Below are 18,216 nucleotides of genomic sequence, written 5' to 3' on the forward strand. Positions count from 1 at the left end.
TTAATGATGATGACAAACCGAATGCAATCTTTTTTAAGCTCGCGGCCAACGACTGAAATCGCGGCCGCTTTACTCGGTAAGCAGTTGCGACTGCAAACCGCGAGTGGACTGTTAACGGCGTGGATTACCGAGACTGAGGCGTATTTGGGCGCCAACGATGCCGGGGCACACGCTTATCAAAATCACCAAACGGCCCGTAACCGTGCGCTTTGGCAACCAGCAGGGACGATTTACATTTATCAAATGCGCGCGTTGTATTTGCTGAATCTCGTGACCCAAGCAGCTGGCACGCCTGAATGTGTGCTGATACGGGGAATTGAACCAGCTAGCGGCGTCGAGCAGATGCAACACAATCGGCCCGTTCCACTGGCTAATTTGACCAACGGACCAGGGAAATTGATGCAGGCACTCGGTTTGGATAAAACGTTGAACGGCCAGCCGTTGCAAAAGGCGACGCTCTCGCTAGATTTAGACCATGTCCGGCAGCCACGTCAAACTATTAAGTCACCCCGAATTGGCATCGTTAATAAGGCGGAATGGACCAGTGCGCCGTTGCGGTTCTACGTTGCTGGCAATCCGTTTGTGTCTAAAATTGGCCGGAAAACGATTGACTCACACACCCATGGCTGGCAGTAAGCCCGATTGTCAAACGGTTTGTGCTTGTTATATAATTGTTGCTGATGGGAAATGCGGCTGTTTAGGGAGTCTTGGCCGTTTGAGTGAGTGACCCAAGATTGTGGCTTGAGCTGAAGTTTGTGCGATGCCATCAAATCTATTTTCTGGGACATCCAGACGCTCTCGCCAAAGTAATCAAAACAGGCGCGCCATTGCCTTTAATTTAAAATTAGTCGCAAAGTGTGCAAATATTCAACCTAAAACGCATCACCGTAATTCACTAAAATGAAATCACACAAAAGGAGCACGTCATTTATGAAATGGACTGAAGTAACCGTTAGTACTTCCAACGAAGCAGTTGAGGCGGTTTCGAATATTTTGATGGAAGCCGGAGCCAGTGGTGTCAAAATTGATGACGCTTTGGATTATCAGAATTTAAAACCCAATCGGTATAGTGAAATTATCGACCTGGATACCATTCCCCACGTCACCAGCGGCGTACAGGTTTCGGCCTATTATCCCGAGACGGTGTTCGTGCCTGAAATTCTGCCAACGATTAAGCAACGCGTGAGCCAGTTGAGCGATTTTGGTCTAAATCCGGCTCCCAACGAGGTAAGTATGACGGCGCTGTCTGATGAAGACTGGGCAACGGCGTGGAAAAAATATTACCATCCTGTACGGGTGACGCGGTATTTGACGATCGTGCCGAGCTGGGAAGACTGTCAACCTGCACAATCCGGCGAACTCGTCTTACGGCTCGATCCTGGTCGGGCGTTTGGAACGGGGACTCATCCGACCACTAAACTCTGCCTGCAAGCCCTAGAGACCGTCATTAACGGTGGTGAGCACTTGATTGATGTCGGCACGGGTTCTGGCGTGTTAAGTATCGCGGCCAAGACCATGGGAGTCGGCGCTGTCGAAGCTTATGACTTAGATGACGTCGCTGTTGCTTCCGCACAAACCAATCTTGATTTGAATCCAGTTGCCAAAGACGTGAAGGTTGCTGCCAATGACTTGTTGGCTGGCATCGACACACAAGCAGATATTATTGTCGCAAATATTTTAGCTGAAATCATCATTCCACTGGTGCCACAAGCTCGTCAGAACTTAAAACGGGGCGGTTATTTCATTACCTCTGGAATTATTGATGATAAGTTCCAAACGGTCCTAACAGCGTTGACGGATGCTGGTTTCCAAATTGCACAACACACGCAGATGAGCGACTGGCACGGTATTGTGGCTTATCTGCCAACGGACGAAGATTAGCGAGGACGAGCATGCAACGATATTTTTTAAACGCCCCAATCGACGCGCGCGTTGGTCAGACCTTCACGATTGACGGCGATACGGTCAAGCATTGGGTTAAAGTCATGCGGGCACAACCCGGCGACGCGGCTGAATTTGTGACTGACGCACATCAAGTCGTGATTGCGACGTTGCAAAGTACCACTGGCCAAACGGCGGTCGCTAAGATTACCGCAGTGACAACGCCTCAGGTTGAATTACCGGTACCAGTCACGATTGCCTGTGGCCTGTCGAAGGGTGATAAACCCGAGCAGATCGTGCAACGGGGAACTGAGCTCGGCGCGAGCGCCTTCGTGTTTTTTGATAGTTTGTGGACGGTTGCCAAGTGGGCGCCGAATAAACGCGAACGCAAATTAGCCCGGCTGGCGAAAATTGCCCAAGGTGCGGCTGAACAATCGCATCGAACCATGATCCCGACTGTTCAATATGAAGCTGACTTAACGAGCGTGCTGGCCCACGTGACTTATGACCAGGGCGTTGTTGCCTGGGAAGAGTCCGCCAAGCAGGGTGAAAGTAGCCAGCTGGTCCAAACTTTGAAGCATATGGCGGCACCGCAGCGATTACTGGCGATTTTTGGGCCTGAAGGTGGCCTGGCACCGCAAGAAGTTGAGCAGCTAGAAGCGGCCGGGATGACCCCAGTCGGATTAGGGCCACGGATCATGCGTGCCGAAACTGCGCCACTTTACTTGTTAAGTAGTGTTTCTTTTTGGTGCGAACTAGTGTAATTTTATGGTCGGTGGTGTACAATTAATAATCATAGTCATTTGGCAATAAAGCGTAAGCGAGGGAGTTAGTTTGACGGAAAAGTTTCGTAAGTTTAATGGCCAGTATTGGCTGATTGCGCTTGTCGTTGGAATCGTATTACCATGGTTACTGAAACTCTTAAGTGTCAGTCGTTTTCATCAAATCGTTTGGCTACTCTTTGTCGTCGATTTCCTGTTAGCTGCCATGGTGGGTTGGCAAATTCGCCGTACCGCACGTACTGGTTGGCTCGTCTGGTTATTTCCAGTCGGCTGCTTTGTTGGGCTGTACTTGTTTTTCCCAACCTATGTCTATTATTTAGCATTAGTTGATTTAGGCATATCCTACTTAGCATACGGGTTAACTGGTCCCCGCGCAAGTTTGCGTTAAAACGGTTGTCAAGGCACGTTGGGTGGGAACCTCGCGTGCCTTTTATCAAATAGAATCTTTGTGGAAGTCGTGGTGATAAAATGCCCAAACAGCCTACATGGACTGCTCAGGATGTCCTGGACATGGTCCAAGAGTATATGAATAGTGATCACGTGGCACTGGTTAAACGTGCGTGTGATTTTGCAACCTACGTGCATAAGGATCAGTATCGCCAATCAGGTGAGCCGTATATTATGCACCCGATTCAGGTTGCTGGAATTTTAGCCGAGTTAAAAATGGATCCAGAAACGGTGGCGTCGGGTTTCTTGCACGATGTCGTTGAAGACACCGGTGTAACGTTAGGTGACGTCGAAGAATTGTTCGGCCATGATGTTGCCGTGATTGTCGATGGCGTCACGAAGCTTGGTAAGATTCGTTACAAGTCGAATAAGGAACAGCTGGCTGAAAATCACCGGAAACTGTTGCTTGCGATGTCCAAGGATATTCGTGTGATGATTGTCAAATTGGCAGACCGGTTACACAATATGCGGACATTGCAACATTTACGTCCTGATAAGCAACGGCGAATCGCCAATGAAACCTTGGAAATTTACGCGCCAATCGCAGACCGCTTAGGGATTAGTACGATTAAATGGGAACTAGAAGATATTTCCTTAAGATACTTGAACCCCCAACAGTACTATCGAATCGTTCATCTGATGAATTCACGGCGCGAAGACCGCGAAAAATACATTGAGATCGCCATTCAGGATATTCAAAAGGCGCTCCATGATTTGGAATTGCCTGAGGCAGAGATTTATGGCCGGCCGAAGCATATCTATTCGATTTATAAAAAAATGCGTGACAAGCACAAGCAATTTAGTCAACTTTATGATTTGTTGGCGATTCGGGTGGTCGTTGATTCCATCAAGGACTGTTATGCGGTGCTTGGTGCGATTCATACGCAGTGGAAACCCATGCCTGGTCGTTTTAAGGACTACATTGCGATGCCAAAAGCCAACATGTACCAATCGTTGCATACGACAGTTGTCGGTCCAGAAGGCAAACCGTTGGAAATCCAAATCCGGACCTTTGAAATGCACCGTGTGGCTGAATATGGGGTTGCGGCACACTGGGCTTATAAGGAAGGTAAGCGTGACGAGGTTCAAGAAACACAATCTGGTAACAAGTTGAACCTGGTTAAGGAAATTATCGAATTACAGGACGAAAGTAAGGACGCCGCCGACTTTATGGAAGGCGTCAAAGGCGACCTCTTCAGTGACCGGGTCTACGCGTTTACGCCTAAGGGTGATGTGACTGAATTACCAAAGGGTGCTGGACCACTCGATATGGCTTATTCGATTCACACCGAAGTCGGCAATCATACAACTGGTGCCAAGGTCAACGGTAAAATCGTTCCGTTGGATTATCAGATCAAGAACGGTGATATTGTTGATATTTTAACGTCGACTAGTTCGACTGGTCCCAGTCGTGATTGGCAGAAGTTAGTTTATACGCGCCGGGCCCGTAATAAAATCAAGCAATTCTTCCGGAATGCTGATCGGGAAGAAAATATTATTTCAGGTCGCGAGATGCTCGAAAAGCAGCTACGTGATTTAGAATTCAACCCCAAAGAAGTCATGACCAAGGAAAAGATGACCGCGGTCGCACAGAAAATGCATTATTCGGGCGAAGACGACTTATTTGCTGCCCTGGGCTTTGGTGACATTCAACCTGTGGGAATCGCCAATCGTTTAACGAGTGATGTGCGCAAAGAGCGGGAAGCAACCCGTCAACGTGAACGAGAAGAAGCGATTCTGGCTGATTCAACCGAATCTTCGACCAAGAAGAAGTCGAAAGACCAGCAGCATGAAGAACAGGAGAAACAAGAACGTAAACGTCAAAAAGTTTCTTCTTCAGGCGGGGTCATTATCCAGGGTGTCGACAACTTGCTGGTTCGCCTGAGCCACTGTTGTTCGCCAATTCCGGGTGATGACATCGTCGGTTATATTACTAAGGGTCGCGGGGTCTCCGTTCACCAGGTCGACTGTCCAAACGTCAAGAGCGCCGAAGCAAATGGCGAGCGCTTGATTGACGTGGAATGGGAAAATCCTGAGGGTGACCGGACTAATTATAATTCCGACCTCGAGATCCAAGGGTATAACCGCAATGGCATGTTGAATGATGTTTTGAAGGTTATCAATAATCACACCAAGTTCTTAACGAACGTCAATGGGAAAGTTGACCATAACAAGATGGTGATTATTAGCGTTTCGTTGGGCGTTCGAAATCTCGAGCACTTGCAACGAATCGTGGATAGCCTGAAAAACGTTCAAGATGTTTACGTCGTCGAACGGAAGATGTTTTAGGAGGTTACAATGCGAGTAGTTGTTCAACGCGCACGACAAGCTCAAGTCACGATTGATGGCCAAGTTAAAGGGGCCATTGACCACGGTCTAGTGCTATTAGTGGGATTTGAAGATGGTGACGGCCAGGCCGAACTCGACTATCTGACCCACAAAATTTTGAACTTGCGGATTTTTAGTGATGATGCGGGTAAGCTGAACTTAAATGTCCAACAAGTTGGTGGCGCCATTTTATCGATTTCGCAATTTACGCTCTATGCGGACACGCGCCACGGCAATCGCCCGAGTTTTACGGATGCTGGTGATCCTGATACTGCTAGCAAATTGTATGATACATTCAATCAACAACTTGCTGCCGGTGGGGTTCAAGTGGCAACTGGGGAATTCGGTGCCGATATGCAAGTGTCATTAACGAATGATGGTCCCGTGACGATTTGTTACGATACGGACCAACGCTAACCATTAAGCTGAAAGACCAATTACGGTACTTTCGGCTTTTTGCGTCACCCAATTAACTTTAGGAGGAGAATCATGCGCGAATTTTTATGGGACTTAGACGGAACTTTGCTGGATACGTACCCGGCAATGGTCAAAGCCTTTCAGCGGGCAGTGACTGAATTAGAGGGCACGATTACCGCTGAAGCAACTTATCAACTAATGCGGCAACAGTCCGTCGGTTATGCTGAGCGAACCGTTGCCAAGCAATATGGCTGGGACTGGCATGAACTGCGGGCGGGTTATCAACGTTTTGAACCGCAATTGCAACAACATCCAGCTGCGTTTGATGGTGCTCAGGCCGTCCTGGAACGCGTCGTCGCAGTTGGTGGTCATAACTATTTGATGACCCATCGGAATGAACAGGCCCAAGTTTACCTACAAGAAGCAGGATTGGCGCAGTATTTTACGGATGCAGTCACTGCCGCGCAGCCGTTTCCACGTAAACCAGATCCTGCTGCGCTGAATTATTTATTAGATAAGCACCAGGTTGACCGCCACCAAGCAGTCATGGTGGGTGATCGTAATTTGGATATTGATGCGGGCCACAACGCTGGCATTGCCGGCTACTTATTTGATATTGACCGGCTGATCCATGTGACTAGTGCGCCTGAGGTTCAAGTCACCAATTTAAATGAGTTATTACCACTGGTCCGCTAAATGATGCCTATTATGCAGCTCGGTTGAATAGGCCAACATAAAAGCCTCGTTACTAGCAACATTTCACATGCGATGCTGGTGACGGGGCTTTTCCTGTTGAGATGATGCTCGTGACGGTTGATGGTGATGGCAGTGTAGGCAAGTTGAATCACGCTACAGCTAGTATTGGTCTAGAATGTGGTCCACGGCCGGTCCATAGGTCTCACCAAACAAGTTGAGGTGTGCGAGCAAGTAGTACAGCTGGTAGCGTGGCAGTCGCTGTTGACTACCAGGAGCTAATGGATAGGTTGCTTGATAGCCACGATAAAAATCTTCATCGAAACCACCGAAAATGGTCGTCATTGCGAGGTCCATCTCACGGTCACCATAAAAGACATCTGGGTCAATCAATGCCGGGGTGCCTGTCGACGTAAACAGATAATTGCCGGACCATAAATCACCGTGTAATAGGCTCGGCTGAACTTGATGCATGTAAGGGTCTGCTAGTAGTTCTTGGCGGAGCCGTTGATAATGGTGTTCACGATTTGTAGACCACAAGTGGTTCTGTGAAGCCAACTTGACTAATACATCTAAGCGTTGTTCCGTGTAAAAAGTGGCCCAATCGGACTGCCAATGATTAATTTTGGGGAGCTTTCCAAATGTAAAGTCATGGTCGAGACCAAATTGTGCTTGATGCTGCTGGTGAACGGCCGCAACGGCTTGACCGAGGGCGTACTGACTACCAGTACCAGAGTCTAACCAACTGAGCAATAGGTAGCCATCATCGTCAATCGTCCCGGTGGCAATCACTTGTGGGGTGGTGATGACAGCACCTAGTAAACGTAACCCAGCGATTTCATGGGCAAAAAAGCGTTCATCGCGCTGTGGTTGGACCTTCAAAAAATACGACTGGTCCGCCGTCTCGATTCGAAACGCGGCGTTAATATCACCACCACTGACTGGAATGGCGCGGGTGATCTCGGACACGGGCAGTTGCGCTAACCATTTTGTTGTTAATTGCATCAAAAGAACCTCCTAACAAAGCTCAAGCTGAACATATCATGCTAATTATTTGTCATGAATCATGATTGAAACGTGCTGATTGGGCAGATTGTTGTTCGTCTGCCGGTGATTGTCTTAGTCCGACCTCCGGGGCTGGCTGACAACGCTGGAACAGGGCGGACATCGATTTGAACTCACGCAGAAAATCACTGCGCAATTTCAAATACGAGTCTTCTTCTAGCCCGGGAAATTCACCCGGACAAGAAGAATTTTGCCCTTGAGCATTGTCCGCCAGCCCCTCCAGTCGGGAACCCGCTCGAATGGCAGATGAACGGCCACCTATCTGGGTACAATTGGCCACTGAATATTAGATGACTGGTCCTTCAGGCAAACTTTTAGTTGGTATCGATAAAGACTTATAGCATTTAATTATTGAGACGATTGCCTGAATATTATTTACTCATCTCAATGCCACAAATTTCAATGGCAACTAGCCAAATCAGTCGATAAAAATGCCGCCGCTTAAAATTCAAGACTTTGTTATCTCAGACGACTAGCAAAAGTCTTGACAAGTTCAATGAAGCCGTGTATCCGAAGCATTAAAATATGGGTAAGAAAGTTTAGCGATTATTAGCAAACTGTCTGACCCGAACACGTTTCGTCCATATCGCAGCCAGCGTGAAAGACCAGTATTTAAGACGTGGGTTGTCGGCTTAAATCTGTGTACCACGTTCCGGCCATTGCCCAGAATGCCTGGAAGCCGGCCTAGGACGTCTCCACAACAGCAAGTTTACGCTAAGTCGCACTTTTTCCAGCGGGTCTCAGCTGACAGCACTTGAACTTAGAAATTGGCACGTTTCAATCATTCTTAATGCTAATTCGCAATCAGCATAACACGTTCGCTGATGGTCTGTTTATGATTACTGTAACGCAGTCGGTTGTGAAGCACAATTGAAGTGGACTAATTGTGTCGTTTAAAGAGGGACGACCTGAGCAACGGTACCAATTTGTTAGTACCAAGTCCTATTGAGAAACATTAAAAAGCCGCTTCAAGAATCAACATGGATTCTTGAAGCGGCTTGAAGTGTGCAGTAATGCTGGTCACGTCTATAAGGCAAGCTGTGACTAACTGTGACTAAGCTTATTGGTTCGCAAAGTAAGTGCTGAGACCAGCATAGACGGCGTGTGCGACTTCTTGTGGATACTTCTTAGAACTGATCGTCTTGAAGTCGGATTTATCATTGATATAGCCGAGTTCCATCAAGACGGATGGTCGCGAGTTATCACGGATAACTAAGAAGTCACCGAATTCAGTCCCTTTACTTGGGAGCGGCAGACCTTCAACTTTACTATTTAACGCCTTGGCTAATGCCAGCGAGGTGGACTTGTGATAGTAATAAGTCGTAATCCCAGATGCGGTATTTTTTTCCGGTGAACTATCAAAGTGGAAACTAATGAAGGCATCTGCATGCAACTTGTTGGCGATGGCCGGACGCGCGCTGAGACCAACGTATTTATCACTATCACGTGTCAGGACGACGTGGGCACCAGCTGCCCGTAGCTTTTTAGCCACTGCTTTAGCGACCCGTAGCGTATACGTTTTTTCCATCTTGCCCTTATTGGAGAGGGCGCCGGAATCGGAACCACCGTGGCCGGGGTCTAAAACGATGGTGGCGTCCGAAATCTTAGTGGTCTTCGCTAACTGACTGTTGTGTTCATTGACGAGCCAGCTGGCGATCCAGCCAAATTTATGATCAGCATAGCGAACGTATAACCAATTATTCTTGCGTTTCATAATGTGGACTTTTGTCCCTTTGGCCGTGGTATCTTCGATGGCATAACTCATCCCGGGACCATTCCGGATATTGACGTTCGCGATATTAACGGTGGCCGTATTGTTGGTCGCTAGTAAGATCACGAATCCAATTACCAGGCCGATAAAAATCACAGTCACGGTAATTTGACGCCAAAATTGTTTAAGAACTTGCATGGATTGTCACCAACTAAATTTAAGATAATTGCAATTTAAAGTGCTGCAAATAGTATACCAAAAAAATCAGCACGCGACGAAAACTTGGCAGAAATTTAACGAGAGTCGTTGACTTTTAAGCGAATTTCGTGTAACTTTAACCATATATTAATCAATCGACCGCAGAGAAAGTAAGAGCATTGTGCCACACTTTAACCAGAGACCGGTAGTGCTGAGAATTCCGGATAGTGAGCAATGAGGAGACGCTTTTGAGGTGAACGGCAGCGTTCCGCCTGTGATTACAGACGTTATCAATTAGTACTCAATAAAGGTGGTACCGCGCAATTGCGCCCTTGGTAAATAATCAAGGGCGCTTTTTTTGTCGATTGCAATCAAAGGGAGGAACCAATTAATGAGATATCAACGGCCTAAAGGCACCGCCGACATTTTGCCTGGCGATAGTGAAAAATGGCAATACGTTGAAGCAACGGCCCGCGCCGTCTTCAAAACTTATCAGTTTAAAGAAATTCGCACACCAATGTTTGAAAACTTTGAAGTCTTCTCACGTTCAGCTGGCGACACATCAGATATCGTAACTAAGGAAATGTATGATTTTCACGATAAGGGTGATCGGCACATTACGTTACGGCCAGAAGGTACGGCCGGCGTGGTCCGTGCATTTGTCGAAAACAAATTATATGGGCCACAAGTTTTAAAACCTTATAAAGTCTATTATATGGGACCAATGTTCCGCTATGAACGGCCACAATCTGGTCGGTTACGTGAATTCCATCAACTCGGGGTCGAAGCCTTTGGGAGTGAAAGCGCCGCGCTAGACGTTGAAGTAATCGCAATGGGATTCAACTTGCTCAAGAAGTTTGGCCTCAACGACTTAAAATTAGTTATCAATACGCTGGGAGACCAACAGACGCGTGATGACTACCGCCAAGCACTGATCGATTACTTGGAACCACACTTTGACGAATTGAGTGATGATTCTAAGGAACGGCTCCACAAGAATCCATTGCGGGTACTGGATAGTAAGGCACCAGAAGATCAACAGTTCGTGGCCGATGCGCCATCGATCCTAGATTATTTAACGCCTGAAGCTCAGGAGCACTTTGATCAGACCAAGACGTACTTGGATGCGCTCGACATTCCATACGAAATTGACGCAACGATGGTCCGCGGGTTGGATTATTACAACCACACGATTTTTGAAATCATGACGCATTCCGAAGCACTCGGCAAAGGTTACACGACGATTTGTGCTGGTGGCCGGTACAACGGGTTAGTCAAGGAACTCGGTGGCCCTGAAGTCTCAGGTGTTGGCTTTGGTTTGGGTGTCGAACGCCTGTTAGTGTTGATGGACGCCGAAAACATTGAAGTCCCAACTGATGACCAACTTGATGTTTACGTCGTTGGTATCGGCGACGAAGCTAGCGCGACGACTTTGAAACTCGTTCAGGCGTTACGGGCCGCTGGCTACAAGGCTGAACGGGATTACTTGGACCGCAAGCCAAAAGCACAGTTTAAGAGTGCTGACCGCTTGAATGCCCGTTACACGATGACGGTTGGTGAAGCTGAATTAGCCGAACAAGCCGTTAATTTAAAGGCGATGGCAACTGGTGATGAGACAAAGGTTGCAATGGCCGATATTTATCAAGATGCTCACCAAGTTTTAGATAAGTAATAAGGGACGGCAAGTTTGCCGAAAGAGAAGAAGGAGGAAGCATGTTATGAAACGTACCACATATGCAGGCCTTATTAATGAAGATTATTTAGGCCAAACGGTCACCTTACAAGGTTGGGTCCAAAAGCGGCGTGACCTTGGTAATCTGATTTTTATTGATTTACGGGACCGTGAAGGCATTGTTCAATTAGTGTTCAGTCAGGAATTCTCAGCGGATGCATTAGCAGTTGCTGATGAATTACGGGGCGAATACGTGATCGAAGTCCAAGGAACGGTGGTTAATCGGGACGCCAAAGCTGTGACTGACCGGATGAAATCAGGTAAGGTGGAAGTTGAAGTCCACGACGCTAAGATTTTAAACAAGGCCAAGACACCGCCATTTTATATTCAAGATGACATCAATGTGTCGGATGAATTACGGTTGAAATATCGCTACTTAGACTTACGCCGGCCTGAAATGCAACGGAGCTTGAAGATTCGTAATGGCATTACCCAAGCGGTGCACAGTTACTTTGATGCCAATGGCTTTTACGACATTGAAACGCCATTCTTGACCAAGTCAACACCTGAAGGGGCCCGGGACTACTTAGTGCCATCACGGGTGCACCAAGGCCATTTCTACGCTTTACCACAATCACCCCAGTTATTTAAGCAATTATTGATGGGTGCCGGCTTTGACCGCTACTATCAAATTGCCCGTTGTTTCCGGGACGAAGACTTACGTGGTGACCGCCAACCAGAATTCACCCAGATCGATATGGAAACGTCCTTCTTGAGCGCTGAAGAGATCCAGTCATACACTGAAGGCTTGATCAAACAAGTCATGAAGCAGGTCAAAGGCATCGACATCAAGACGCCATTTACCCGCCTCACTTGGCAAGAAGCCATGGACCGGTTTGGTTCTGAAAAGCCAGACGTGCGGTTCGGTATGGAATTAAAAGACATGAGCACGGCAGTCGCTAAGGCTGGTTTCAAGGTCTTTGATAGCGCACTTGAAAATGGTGGGATGGTCAAGGCGATTGCCGTTCCTGGCGGGGCTGACCATTATTCACGTAAGCAGATCGATGCCTATACGGACTATGTCAAACGCTTTGGCGCAAAGGGCTTAGCCTGGATGAAGGTCACTGACGACGGCTTCAGCGGTCCAGTGGCGAAATTCTTTAAGAATGACGGGGACTTTGAAGCAATCACGACTGCTGCCGGGGCCAAAGCGGGCGACTTGTTGCTATTTGCTGCTGACAGTTTCAAAGTGGTTTCTGACACGCTCGGCTATCTCCGGAAGGCCATCGCCAAGGAACTGGACTTGATTGACGAAAATCAATACGCCTACTTGTGGGTCGTTGACTGGCCATTGTTCGAATATGATGAAGGCATCGAACGTTGGGTTCCAGCCCACCATCCATTCACGATGCCAAATGAAGAAGATGTGCACTACTTGGATGAGGGTGAAGATCCACACCAAGCCCACGCACAATCATATGACATCATTTTAAATGGTTATGAATTAGGTGGCGGTTCGATCCGTATCCATACTCGTGAACTTCAAGAAAAGATGTTCCGGGCATTGGACTTCACGCCAGAACGGGCCAAAGAACAATTTGGCTTCTTGCTAGATGCGCTTGACATGGGCTTCCCACCTCATGGCGGTTTGGCAATCGGCTTAGACCGGTTCGCCATGCTGCTGGCTGGTAAGGATAATATTCGTGAAGTGATCGCGTTCCCTAAGAACTCGAAAGCTTCCGAACCAATGACTAGCGCACCAGCACGAGTTGCTGATCAACAATTGACCGACTTGGATTTGACGATTACGCATCCTGTGACGGATGATGATGACGACGATCCAGTTGAATAATCATGATGGAAAGGACGTTCAGTAATGGACGTTCTTTTTGATTAGTGTTAGATTTATATTAATATTTAGTTGGAGGGATTCTCATGGAAACAGCAATTTTTGCGGGCGGATGTTTTTGGTGCATGGTCCAACCGTTCGATAGTCAGCCCGGCATTGAAAGTGTCGTCTCGGGTTATACCGGCGGACATACGAAAAATCCGACATACGAGCAAGTCAAATCACACACGACTGGGCATACTGAAGCAGTCAAAATTACCTTTGATCCGGAAGTTATCAGTTATGCGGACCTTGTGACCATTTATTGGCATCAAACGGACCCCACGGATGCAATGGGCCAGTTCCAAGACCGTGGTGATAATTATCGGCCAGTCATCTTCGTCAATAGTCCTGAACAGCGCGAAATCGCGGAAGCGTCTAAACGGGCATTACAAGCCAGTGAACGGTTCGATAAGCCAATCGTGACTAGTATTGAAGACGCCCAGCCATTTTATCCGGCTGAAGCTCGTCACCAGCGTTTTTACAAAAACAATCCGGTCGTGTATGCCGAACAAGAAGCTGGCGGCCGCGCTGATTTTATTGCCAAGCAATGGGCGGATGCACCAAAAGTGGATTAGTTACGGACAAAACGGGACTTTTGACGCGCAATGAGGCCCCCAGTCAGTGGACATGATCAGAAGTTGATTTAACGTGCGTCGACCTTGATAATGTGATTTCACTGAGAAACGTGAGACTTCTAGCAGAATACTGCAAAAGGCCGGTCGTCCGCGGTTAGGCGTGTTACAATAACTGAAGCAAAAACGTAAAGGAGCGCACACTATTCATGGATGATTTTCAGCAGTTATCCAAGCATCATCGCGACGTGGTCAAAGCGTCGACGGCTTTTATTTACGCCATTTTAGTTTCAATCGCCATGAACTATTTCTGGACGCCCGGGCATATTTATTCATCAGGGATTACCGGGTTGGCTCAATTAATCAATAGTTTAATGACTAAGTTTCTTCCGATTCAGGTCTCGACCGCGGCATTACTGTTTATCTTGAACGTGCCAATGTTCATTATTGCGTGGCGTTCAATTGGACATAAATTTACGCTATATACGTTCTTAGCCGTTACCTTGTCTAGTATTATGATTAAACTGATTGCCCCAGTTGGCTTAACCCATGACCCGATTATTTGTGCGATTTTCGGGGGTGCGGTCAACGGTTTTGGGACTGGGACGGCGCTCAAAAACGGGATTTCGACCGGTGGGCTAGATATTATTGGAATCGTGTTACGTCGCAAAACTGGGCGTAGCATCGGGACCATCAACATGGCCTTCAACTCGATTATCGTCATCGCGGCAGGCTTTGTTTACGGGTGGCCATACGCGTTCTACTCCGCATTGGGCTTGTTTGTCAACGGCCGCGTCATGGACATGACCTATACTCGTCAACAAAAGATGCAGGTGATGATTATTACCAGTCGACCGAAAACGGTGATCGATAGTGTTCAAAACCGCATTCGTCGCGGGGTGACCATCGTCCATAACGCTGAAGGGGCCTATCAACACGATGATAAGACGATTCTCTTTACGGTTATCACGCGTTATGAAATGGGTGAGCTGAAGGCGGCGATGTCGGAATCTGATCCGCACGCCTTTGTCAGCATTTCCGACACTGTCAAGATTTTGGGGCATTTTTACGAGCCAAAACCATAGTCATGGGTATCAACACGACTTATCAGCTATGATGAAGTTAAGCGCCGTGCATTTAGCAGTTATTACGGTCTAAATGCGCGGCTTTTTTATTGTAAATTTTTGTGCCAGCAGCCGGCTATCAATGGTTGTCAGGTGTTCGAACCGGCCCAAAGGACTAGCTTGGAAATAACAATTTGTTATATAATACACACGCATTGTGCTAGTTGTTATTTAGCACGAATCATGTTCAAAGCATGCCAATTTTTTAGTTCAAAGCAGCCAGCTTAGAAATGCTGGAAACAAAGCGAGTTAGCGTAAAACTGCAGTTGTAGGTTCGTCATACAGCGGCTTACAGGTATTCTGGGCAATGGCCGGTGAGGACACAGATTTAAGCTAACCTCCCACGTCTTAAATACTGGTCCTTCACGTGAGCTGCAATATGAATGAAACGTATCGTATGCATTGACATGGCAATGAAGGGAAGACAAGCGTGAAAAAAATAATTTATATTTGGTTAGTGCGGATCGTCTCATGGTTGGCACACTTCAAATCAACGGATCAGGTGATCTATCTGATGAGCTTTGCCGACAATTTAGACTTCATTCGACAGTTGGCTGACCGATTGCCACAGCGGGTGACGGTCTATTATTTACCGGGTGCGCAAGCCGGTGCTAAACAGCTGGCAGCGGAAGGCATCGCAACGCAGCCGTTTCAAGACTCGATCAGCTTTGCCTTGCACGGGGTACCCGTTTTGACCCGGGCAGCCGATATTTATCTGGATAACTACTATGCGTTTACCGCTGGTCTGACTAGACGGCCAAATCAGCGCATGATTCAGCTCTGGCATGCGGCTGGGGCGGTGAAGACCTTTGGGTGGGGCGACCCGCAGACGGTCAAACGTTCGGCTGGCGACCAACGGCGGTTTCAAGCCGTCTATAATCAGATTACCGATTACGTTGTCGGTGCGGACAAGATGGGGCAAGTCTTTGCGGACAGTTACCATGTCCCGATGGCACGGATGCGGGTGCTCGGGTATCCGCGTTCAGACCGTTATCGGCAGTCAAAATGGGTTCAGCAGACGGCTGCGGCTATTTATCAGCGTTACCCAGACTTTAAACACCAAGAAGTCATTTTGTATGCGCCAACTTATCGGGCGGGGGTGCAATTTGCATTGCCAACGGATTTTGACCAATTGCAGTTGCGGGCCAATCAACGGCTGATTATCAAATTGCATCCGCACCTCGCCAGTCAGGAGCGCGACTTGCAAGCCCGCTTTCCTGACCAGGTGACGTTGGTTCCAGAATTTAGTACGGATGAATTGTTGACGGTCGCAAGCACCCTTATTAGTGATTATTCATCGGTCGTTTTTGACTATGCGCTCTTACCAAATTGCCAAAAAATGATTTTTTATGTCTTTGATTGGCAACATTATGAACGAGAAGTCGGCTTACAAGCGGATTTCAAGGAGTGGGCGCCGGGGCCAATGGTGACGACGATGGCCGAGTTGAACCAAGTCTTGGCAGCGCCGGCACAGCCGATGCAGTTGACTAATTTTAACCAATTATGGAACACGCGCAATGACGGGCATGCCGGTGAGCGAACATTGGCTTATTTTTATCCGCAAACTAGGACGCACGAACAGTGAATCGATTTGGGCAATTAAGCGCAGATGCTCCTGCTTGTGGCGGAAAATGTGTATAATGATTGTATATGCGACGTTCAGGTGCAGACCAGTAACGTCAAACTAGCGTAAAGGATGGGACCGAAAATGTTGAGATTAGGGTCACACGTTTCGATGAAGGCACCCGACATGTTACTGGGGTCAGCCAACGAAGCAGTGAGTTATGGGGCCAACACGTTCATGATTTATACGGGTGCACCTCAAAACACCCGGCGTAAGCCGATTGAAGAGTTGAAGATTGACGAGGCACAGCCGGTGATTGCGGCCAATGATTTGCAGCAAATCGTGGTCCACGCGCCGTACATTGTTAATCTCGGTAACACGAAGAAGCCCGGCTATTTTGAATTTGCGACGGAATTTCTCTACCAAGAAATTCAACGGGCCGATGCGGTTGGCGCGACACAACTGACTTTGCATCCCGGAGCCCACATTGGCGCGGGACCGGACGCAGCCATCGCCCAAATCGTTAAGGGACTCAACACCGTGATTCGGCCAGAACAACACGTACAAATTGCGCTGGAAACAATGGCTGGTAAGGGAACCGAGGTTGGTCGGACGTTTGAAGAGTTGGCGCAAATGATCGATGGCGTGACTTATAATGAAAAATTATCGGTAACGTTTGATACTTGTCACACGAGTGATGCCGGCTATGCCATCAAGGCCGACTTTGACGGTGTCTTGAATGAATTTGATCACGTCATCGGGTTAGACCGGCTGGGCGTGGTCCATCTGAATGATTCCAAAAATCCCCAAGGGGCGCACAAAGACCGCCATACGAATATTGGGATGGGGACGATCGGATTTGATACGCTCAATTATGTCGCTCATCATCCACAACTGGAAGCAGTCAGCAAGATTTTGGAAACACCGTATGTCGGTGAAGATAAGAAACATCAGCTACCGCCGTATAAATATGAAATCGCGATGCTTCGGGCGGGCCAATTTAATGCCCATTTGATTGAAGATATTGAAGCACAACGTTAATTAATCAGAATTGAACGATAATCGATTGCGATTATCGTTTTTATTTTCATTTAGGAGGGAATTAATCATGACACTTAACAAACAACGCGTCTTAATCGTCGGCGGAACGTCTGGGTTTGGATTAGAAATCGCGCGGCAAGCGCTGCAAGCGGGTGCGCAAGTTCATCTGATTGGGCATACAGCTGAGCATGTTCAAGCTGCTTGTACGACGTTGGCAGCACCGGACCGCGTCACGGGAACTGCTTTGGATGCACAGGATCACGACCAATTGACGGCGTTCTTCACTGCACAATCACAGTTTGACCATATCGTTTCCATGCTTGGTGGGGCCATGGGTGGCGGCTTCTTAGATAATTCAGTCGCGGCAATTCGTAAAACGATTGAAGACAAGTTCTTCGCAAATTTACAACTGGCCCAGTTGGCTAGCAAGCACTTGGCGCTGCATGGCAGTCTCATCATGACTTCTGGGGCGGGTGGTCGACCGGATAACGCTTCTGGCGCCATTGTTGGGAATCAGGCCATCAATACGCTGGTGGCTGGGTTAGCCGTTGAGATGGGCCCAGTCCACCGCGTTAACGCCGTGGCACCAACATGGACGCCGACCGGGCTTTGGCGTGGATTATCGGCTGACCAGTTATCGGCTCAGACTGCCGCGGCTAGTCAGGGCAATCCTTTGAAACGGGTGGCCACGCCAGCTGAAGTCGCTTCCGCCTATGTGTATTTGATGCAGAACCAGTTTGTGACGGGCCAAGTCTTACATGTTGATGGTGGCGTCGACTTGCTTTAGCGTGGTGTGCCGCTTAATTGATGGCACGAAAAAACCGTTACCT

Annotated in this window: 16 protein-coding genes; 14 read left to right on the forward strand and 2 right to left on the reverse strand. The window is 48.0% G+C overall.

The window, feature by feature from the left end; genetic code table 11:
- Positions 1–21 precede the first annotated feature (21 nt).
- The 7 genes from KGF65_RS00205 (at position 22) to KGF65_RS00235 (ending at position 6,551) form a co-directional block, all read left to right on the forward strand.
- Complete coding sequence (locus KGF65_RS00205; RefSeq protein ID WP_101874309.1) at positions 22–636, forward strand: DNA-3-methyladenine glycosylase; 615 nt, start codon at positions 22–24, stop codon at positions 634–636.
- 294 nt (positions 637–930) lie between these two features.
- The gene (prmA, locus tag KGF65_RS00210; RefSeq protein WP_216748024.1) at positions 931–1,881 is read left to right on the forward strand and encodes a 50S ribosomal protein L11 methyltransferase; all 951 of its coding nucleotides are present in this window, start codon (positions 931–933) and stop codon (positions 1,879–1,881) included.
- Between the two features lie 11 nt (positions 1,882–1,892).
- The gene (locus tag KGF65_RS00215; RefSeq protein ID WP_105924281.1) at positions 1,893–2,645 is read left to right on the forward strand and encodes a 16S rRNA (uracil(1498)-N(3))-methyltransferase; all 753 of its coding nucleotides are present in this window, start codon (positions 1,893–1,895) and stop codon (positions 2,643–2,645) included.
- 70 nt (positions 2,646–2,715) lie between these two features.
- Positions 2,716–3,051 (forward strand): hypothetical protein, encoded by a 336-nt coding sequence (locus KGF65_RS00220; protein WP_003638928.1) that lies wholly within the window; start codon positions 2,716–2,718, stop codon positions 3,049–3,051.
- A gap of 80 nt (positions 3,052–3,131) precedes the next feature.
- The gene (locus KGF65_RS00225; protein ID WP_216748023.1) at positions 3,132–5,399 is read left to right on the forward strand and encodes a bifunctional (p)ppGpp synthetase/guanosine-3',5'-bis(diphosphate) 3'-pyrophosphohydrolase; all 2,268 of its coding nucleotides are present in this window, start codon (positions 3,132–3,134) and stop codon (positions 5,397–5,399) included.
- Positions 5,400–5,408: 9 nt separating this feature from the next.
- Positions 5,409–5,855 carry a D-aminoacyl-tRNA deacylase gene (dtd, locus tag KGF65_RS00230; protein ID WP_050338513.1) on the forward strand — a complete coding sequence of 149 codons (447 nt, stop codon included), beginning with the start codon at positions 5,409–5,411 and terminating at the stop codon, positions 5,853–5,855.
- Between the two features lie 72 nt (positions 5,856–5,927).
- Positions 5,928–6,551, forward strand: a complete 624-nt coding sequence (locus KGF65_RS00235) for an HAD family hydrolase (protein ID WP_101873387.1) — start codon at positions 5,928–5,930, stop codon at positions 6,549–6,551.
- A 159-nt stretch (positions 6,552–6,710) separates the two neighbouring features.
- On the opposite strand, the gene KGF65_RS00240 is transcribed toward KGF65_RS00235, so the two are convergent.
- Together KGF65_RS00240 and KGF65_RS00245 are read right to left on the reverse strand one after the other, a co-directional pair.
- Positions 6,711–7,553 carry a fructosamine kinase family protein gene (locus KGF65_RS00240; RefSeq protein ID WP_101873388.1) on the reverse strand — a complete coding sequence of 281 codons (843 nt, stop codon included), beginning with the start codon at positions 7,551–7,553 and terminating at the stop codon, positions 6,711–6,713.
- Between the two features lie 1,120 nt (positions 7,554–8,673).
- The gene (locus KGF65_RS00245; RefSeq protein WP_101873389.1) at positions 8,674–9,522 is read right to left on the reverse strand and encodes an N-acetylmuramoyl-L-alanine amidase; all 849 of its coding nucleotides are present in this window, start codon (positions 9,520–9,522) and stop codon (positions 8,674–8,676) included.
- Between the two features lie 391 nt (positions 9,523–9,913).
- Here KGF65_RS00245 and hisS point away from each other — a divergent pair, with 391 nt between their 5' ends.
- The 7 genes from hisS (at position 9,914) to KGF65_RS00280 (ending at position 18,173) form a co-directional block, all read left to right on the forward strand.
- Positions 9,914–11,194, forward strand: a complete 1,281-nt coding sequence (gene hisS / locus KGF65_RS00250; RefSeq protein ID WP_105920019.1) for a histidine--tRNA ligase — start codon at positions 9,914–9,916, stop codon at positions 11,192–11,194.
- A gap of 46 nt (positions 11,195–11,240) precedes the next feature.
- Positions 11,241–13,046 (forward strand): aspartate--tRNA ligase, encoded by a 1,806-nt coding sequence (gene aspS, locus KGF65_RS00255; protein ID WP_105924280.1) that lies wholly within the window; start codon positions 11,241–11,243, stop codon positions 13,044–13,046.
- An 83-nt stretch (positions 13,047–13,129) separates the two neighbouring features.
- On the forward strand, positions 13,130–13,660 hold the full coding sequence (msrA, locus tag KGF65_RS00260; protein WP_101873392.1) for a peptide-methionine (S)-S-oxide reductase MsrA: 531 nt from the start codon (positions 13,130–13,132) through the stop codon (positions 13,658–13,660).
- A gap of 206 nt (positions 13,661–13,866) precedes the next feature.
- On the forward strand, positions 13,867–14,742 hold the full coding sequence (locus KGF65_RS00265) for a YitT family protein (protein WP_216748022.1): 876 nt from the start codon (positions 13,867–13,869) through the stop codon (positions 14,740–14,742).
- Between the two features lie 469 nt (positions 14,743–15,211).
- Positions 15,212–16,366 (forward strand): CDP-glycerol glycerophosphotransferase family protein, encoded by a 1,155-nt coding sequence (locus tag KGF65_RS00270; RefSeq protein WP_101873393.1) that lies wholly within the window; start codon positions 15,212–15,214, stop codon positions 16,364–16,366.
- A 123-nt stretch (positions 16,367–16,489) separates the two neighbouring features.
- A complete protein-coding gene (locus KGF65_RS00275) occupies positions 16,490–17,386 on the forward strand; it encodes a deoxyribonuclease IV (protein WP_101873394.1) in 897 nt (298 codons plus the stop codon).
- Positions 17,387–17,453: 67 nt separating this feature from the next.
- Positions 17,454–18,173, forward strand: a complete 720-nt coding sequence (locus tag KGF65_RS00280; RefSeq protein ID WP_101873395.1) for an SDR family oxidoreductase — start codon at positions 17,454–17,456, stop codon at positions 18,171–18,173.
- Positions 18,174–18,216 lie beyond the last annotated feature (43 nt).

It is taken from the genome of Lactiplantibacillus sp. 30.2.29 (assembly GCF_018991255.1).
Classification (GTDB): domain Bacteria; phylum Bacillota; class Bacilli; order Lactobacillales; family Lactobacillaceae; genus Lactiplantibacillus; species Lactiplantibacillus pentosus.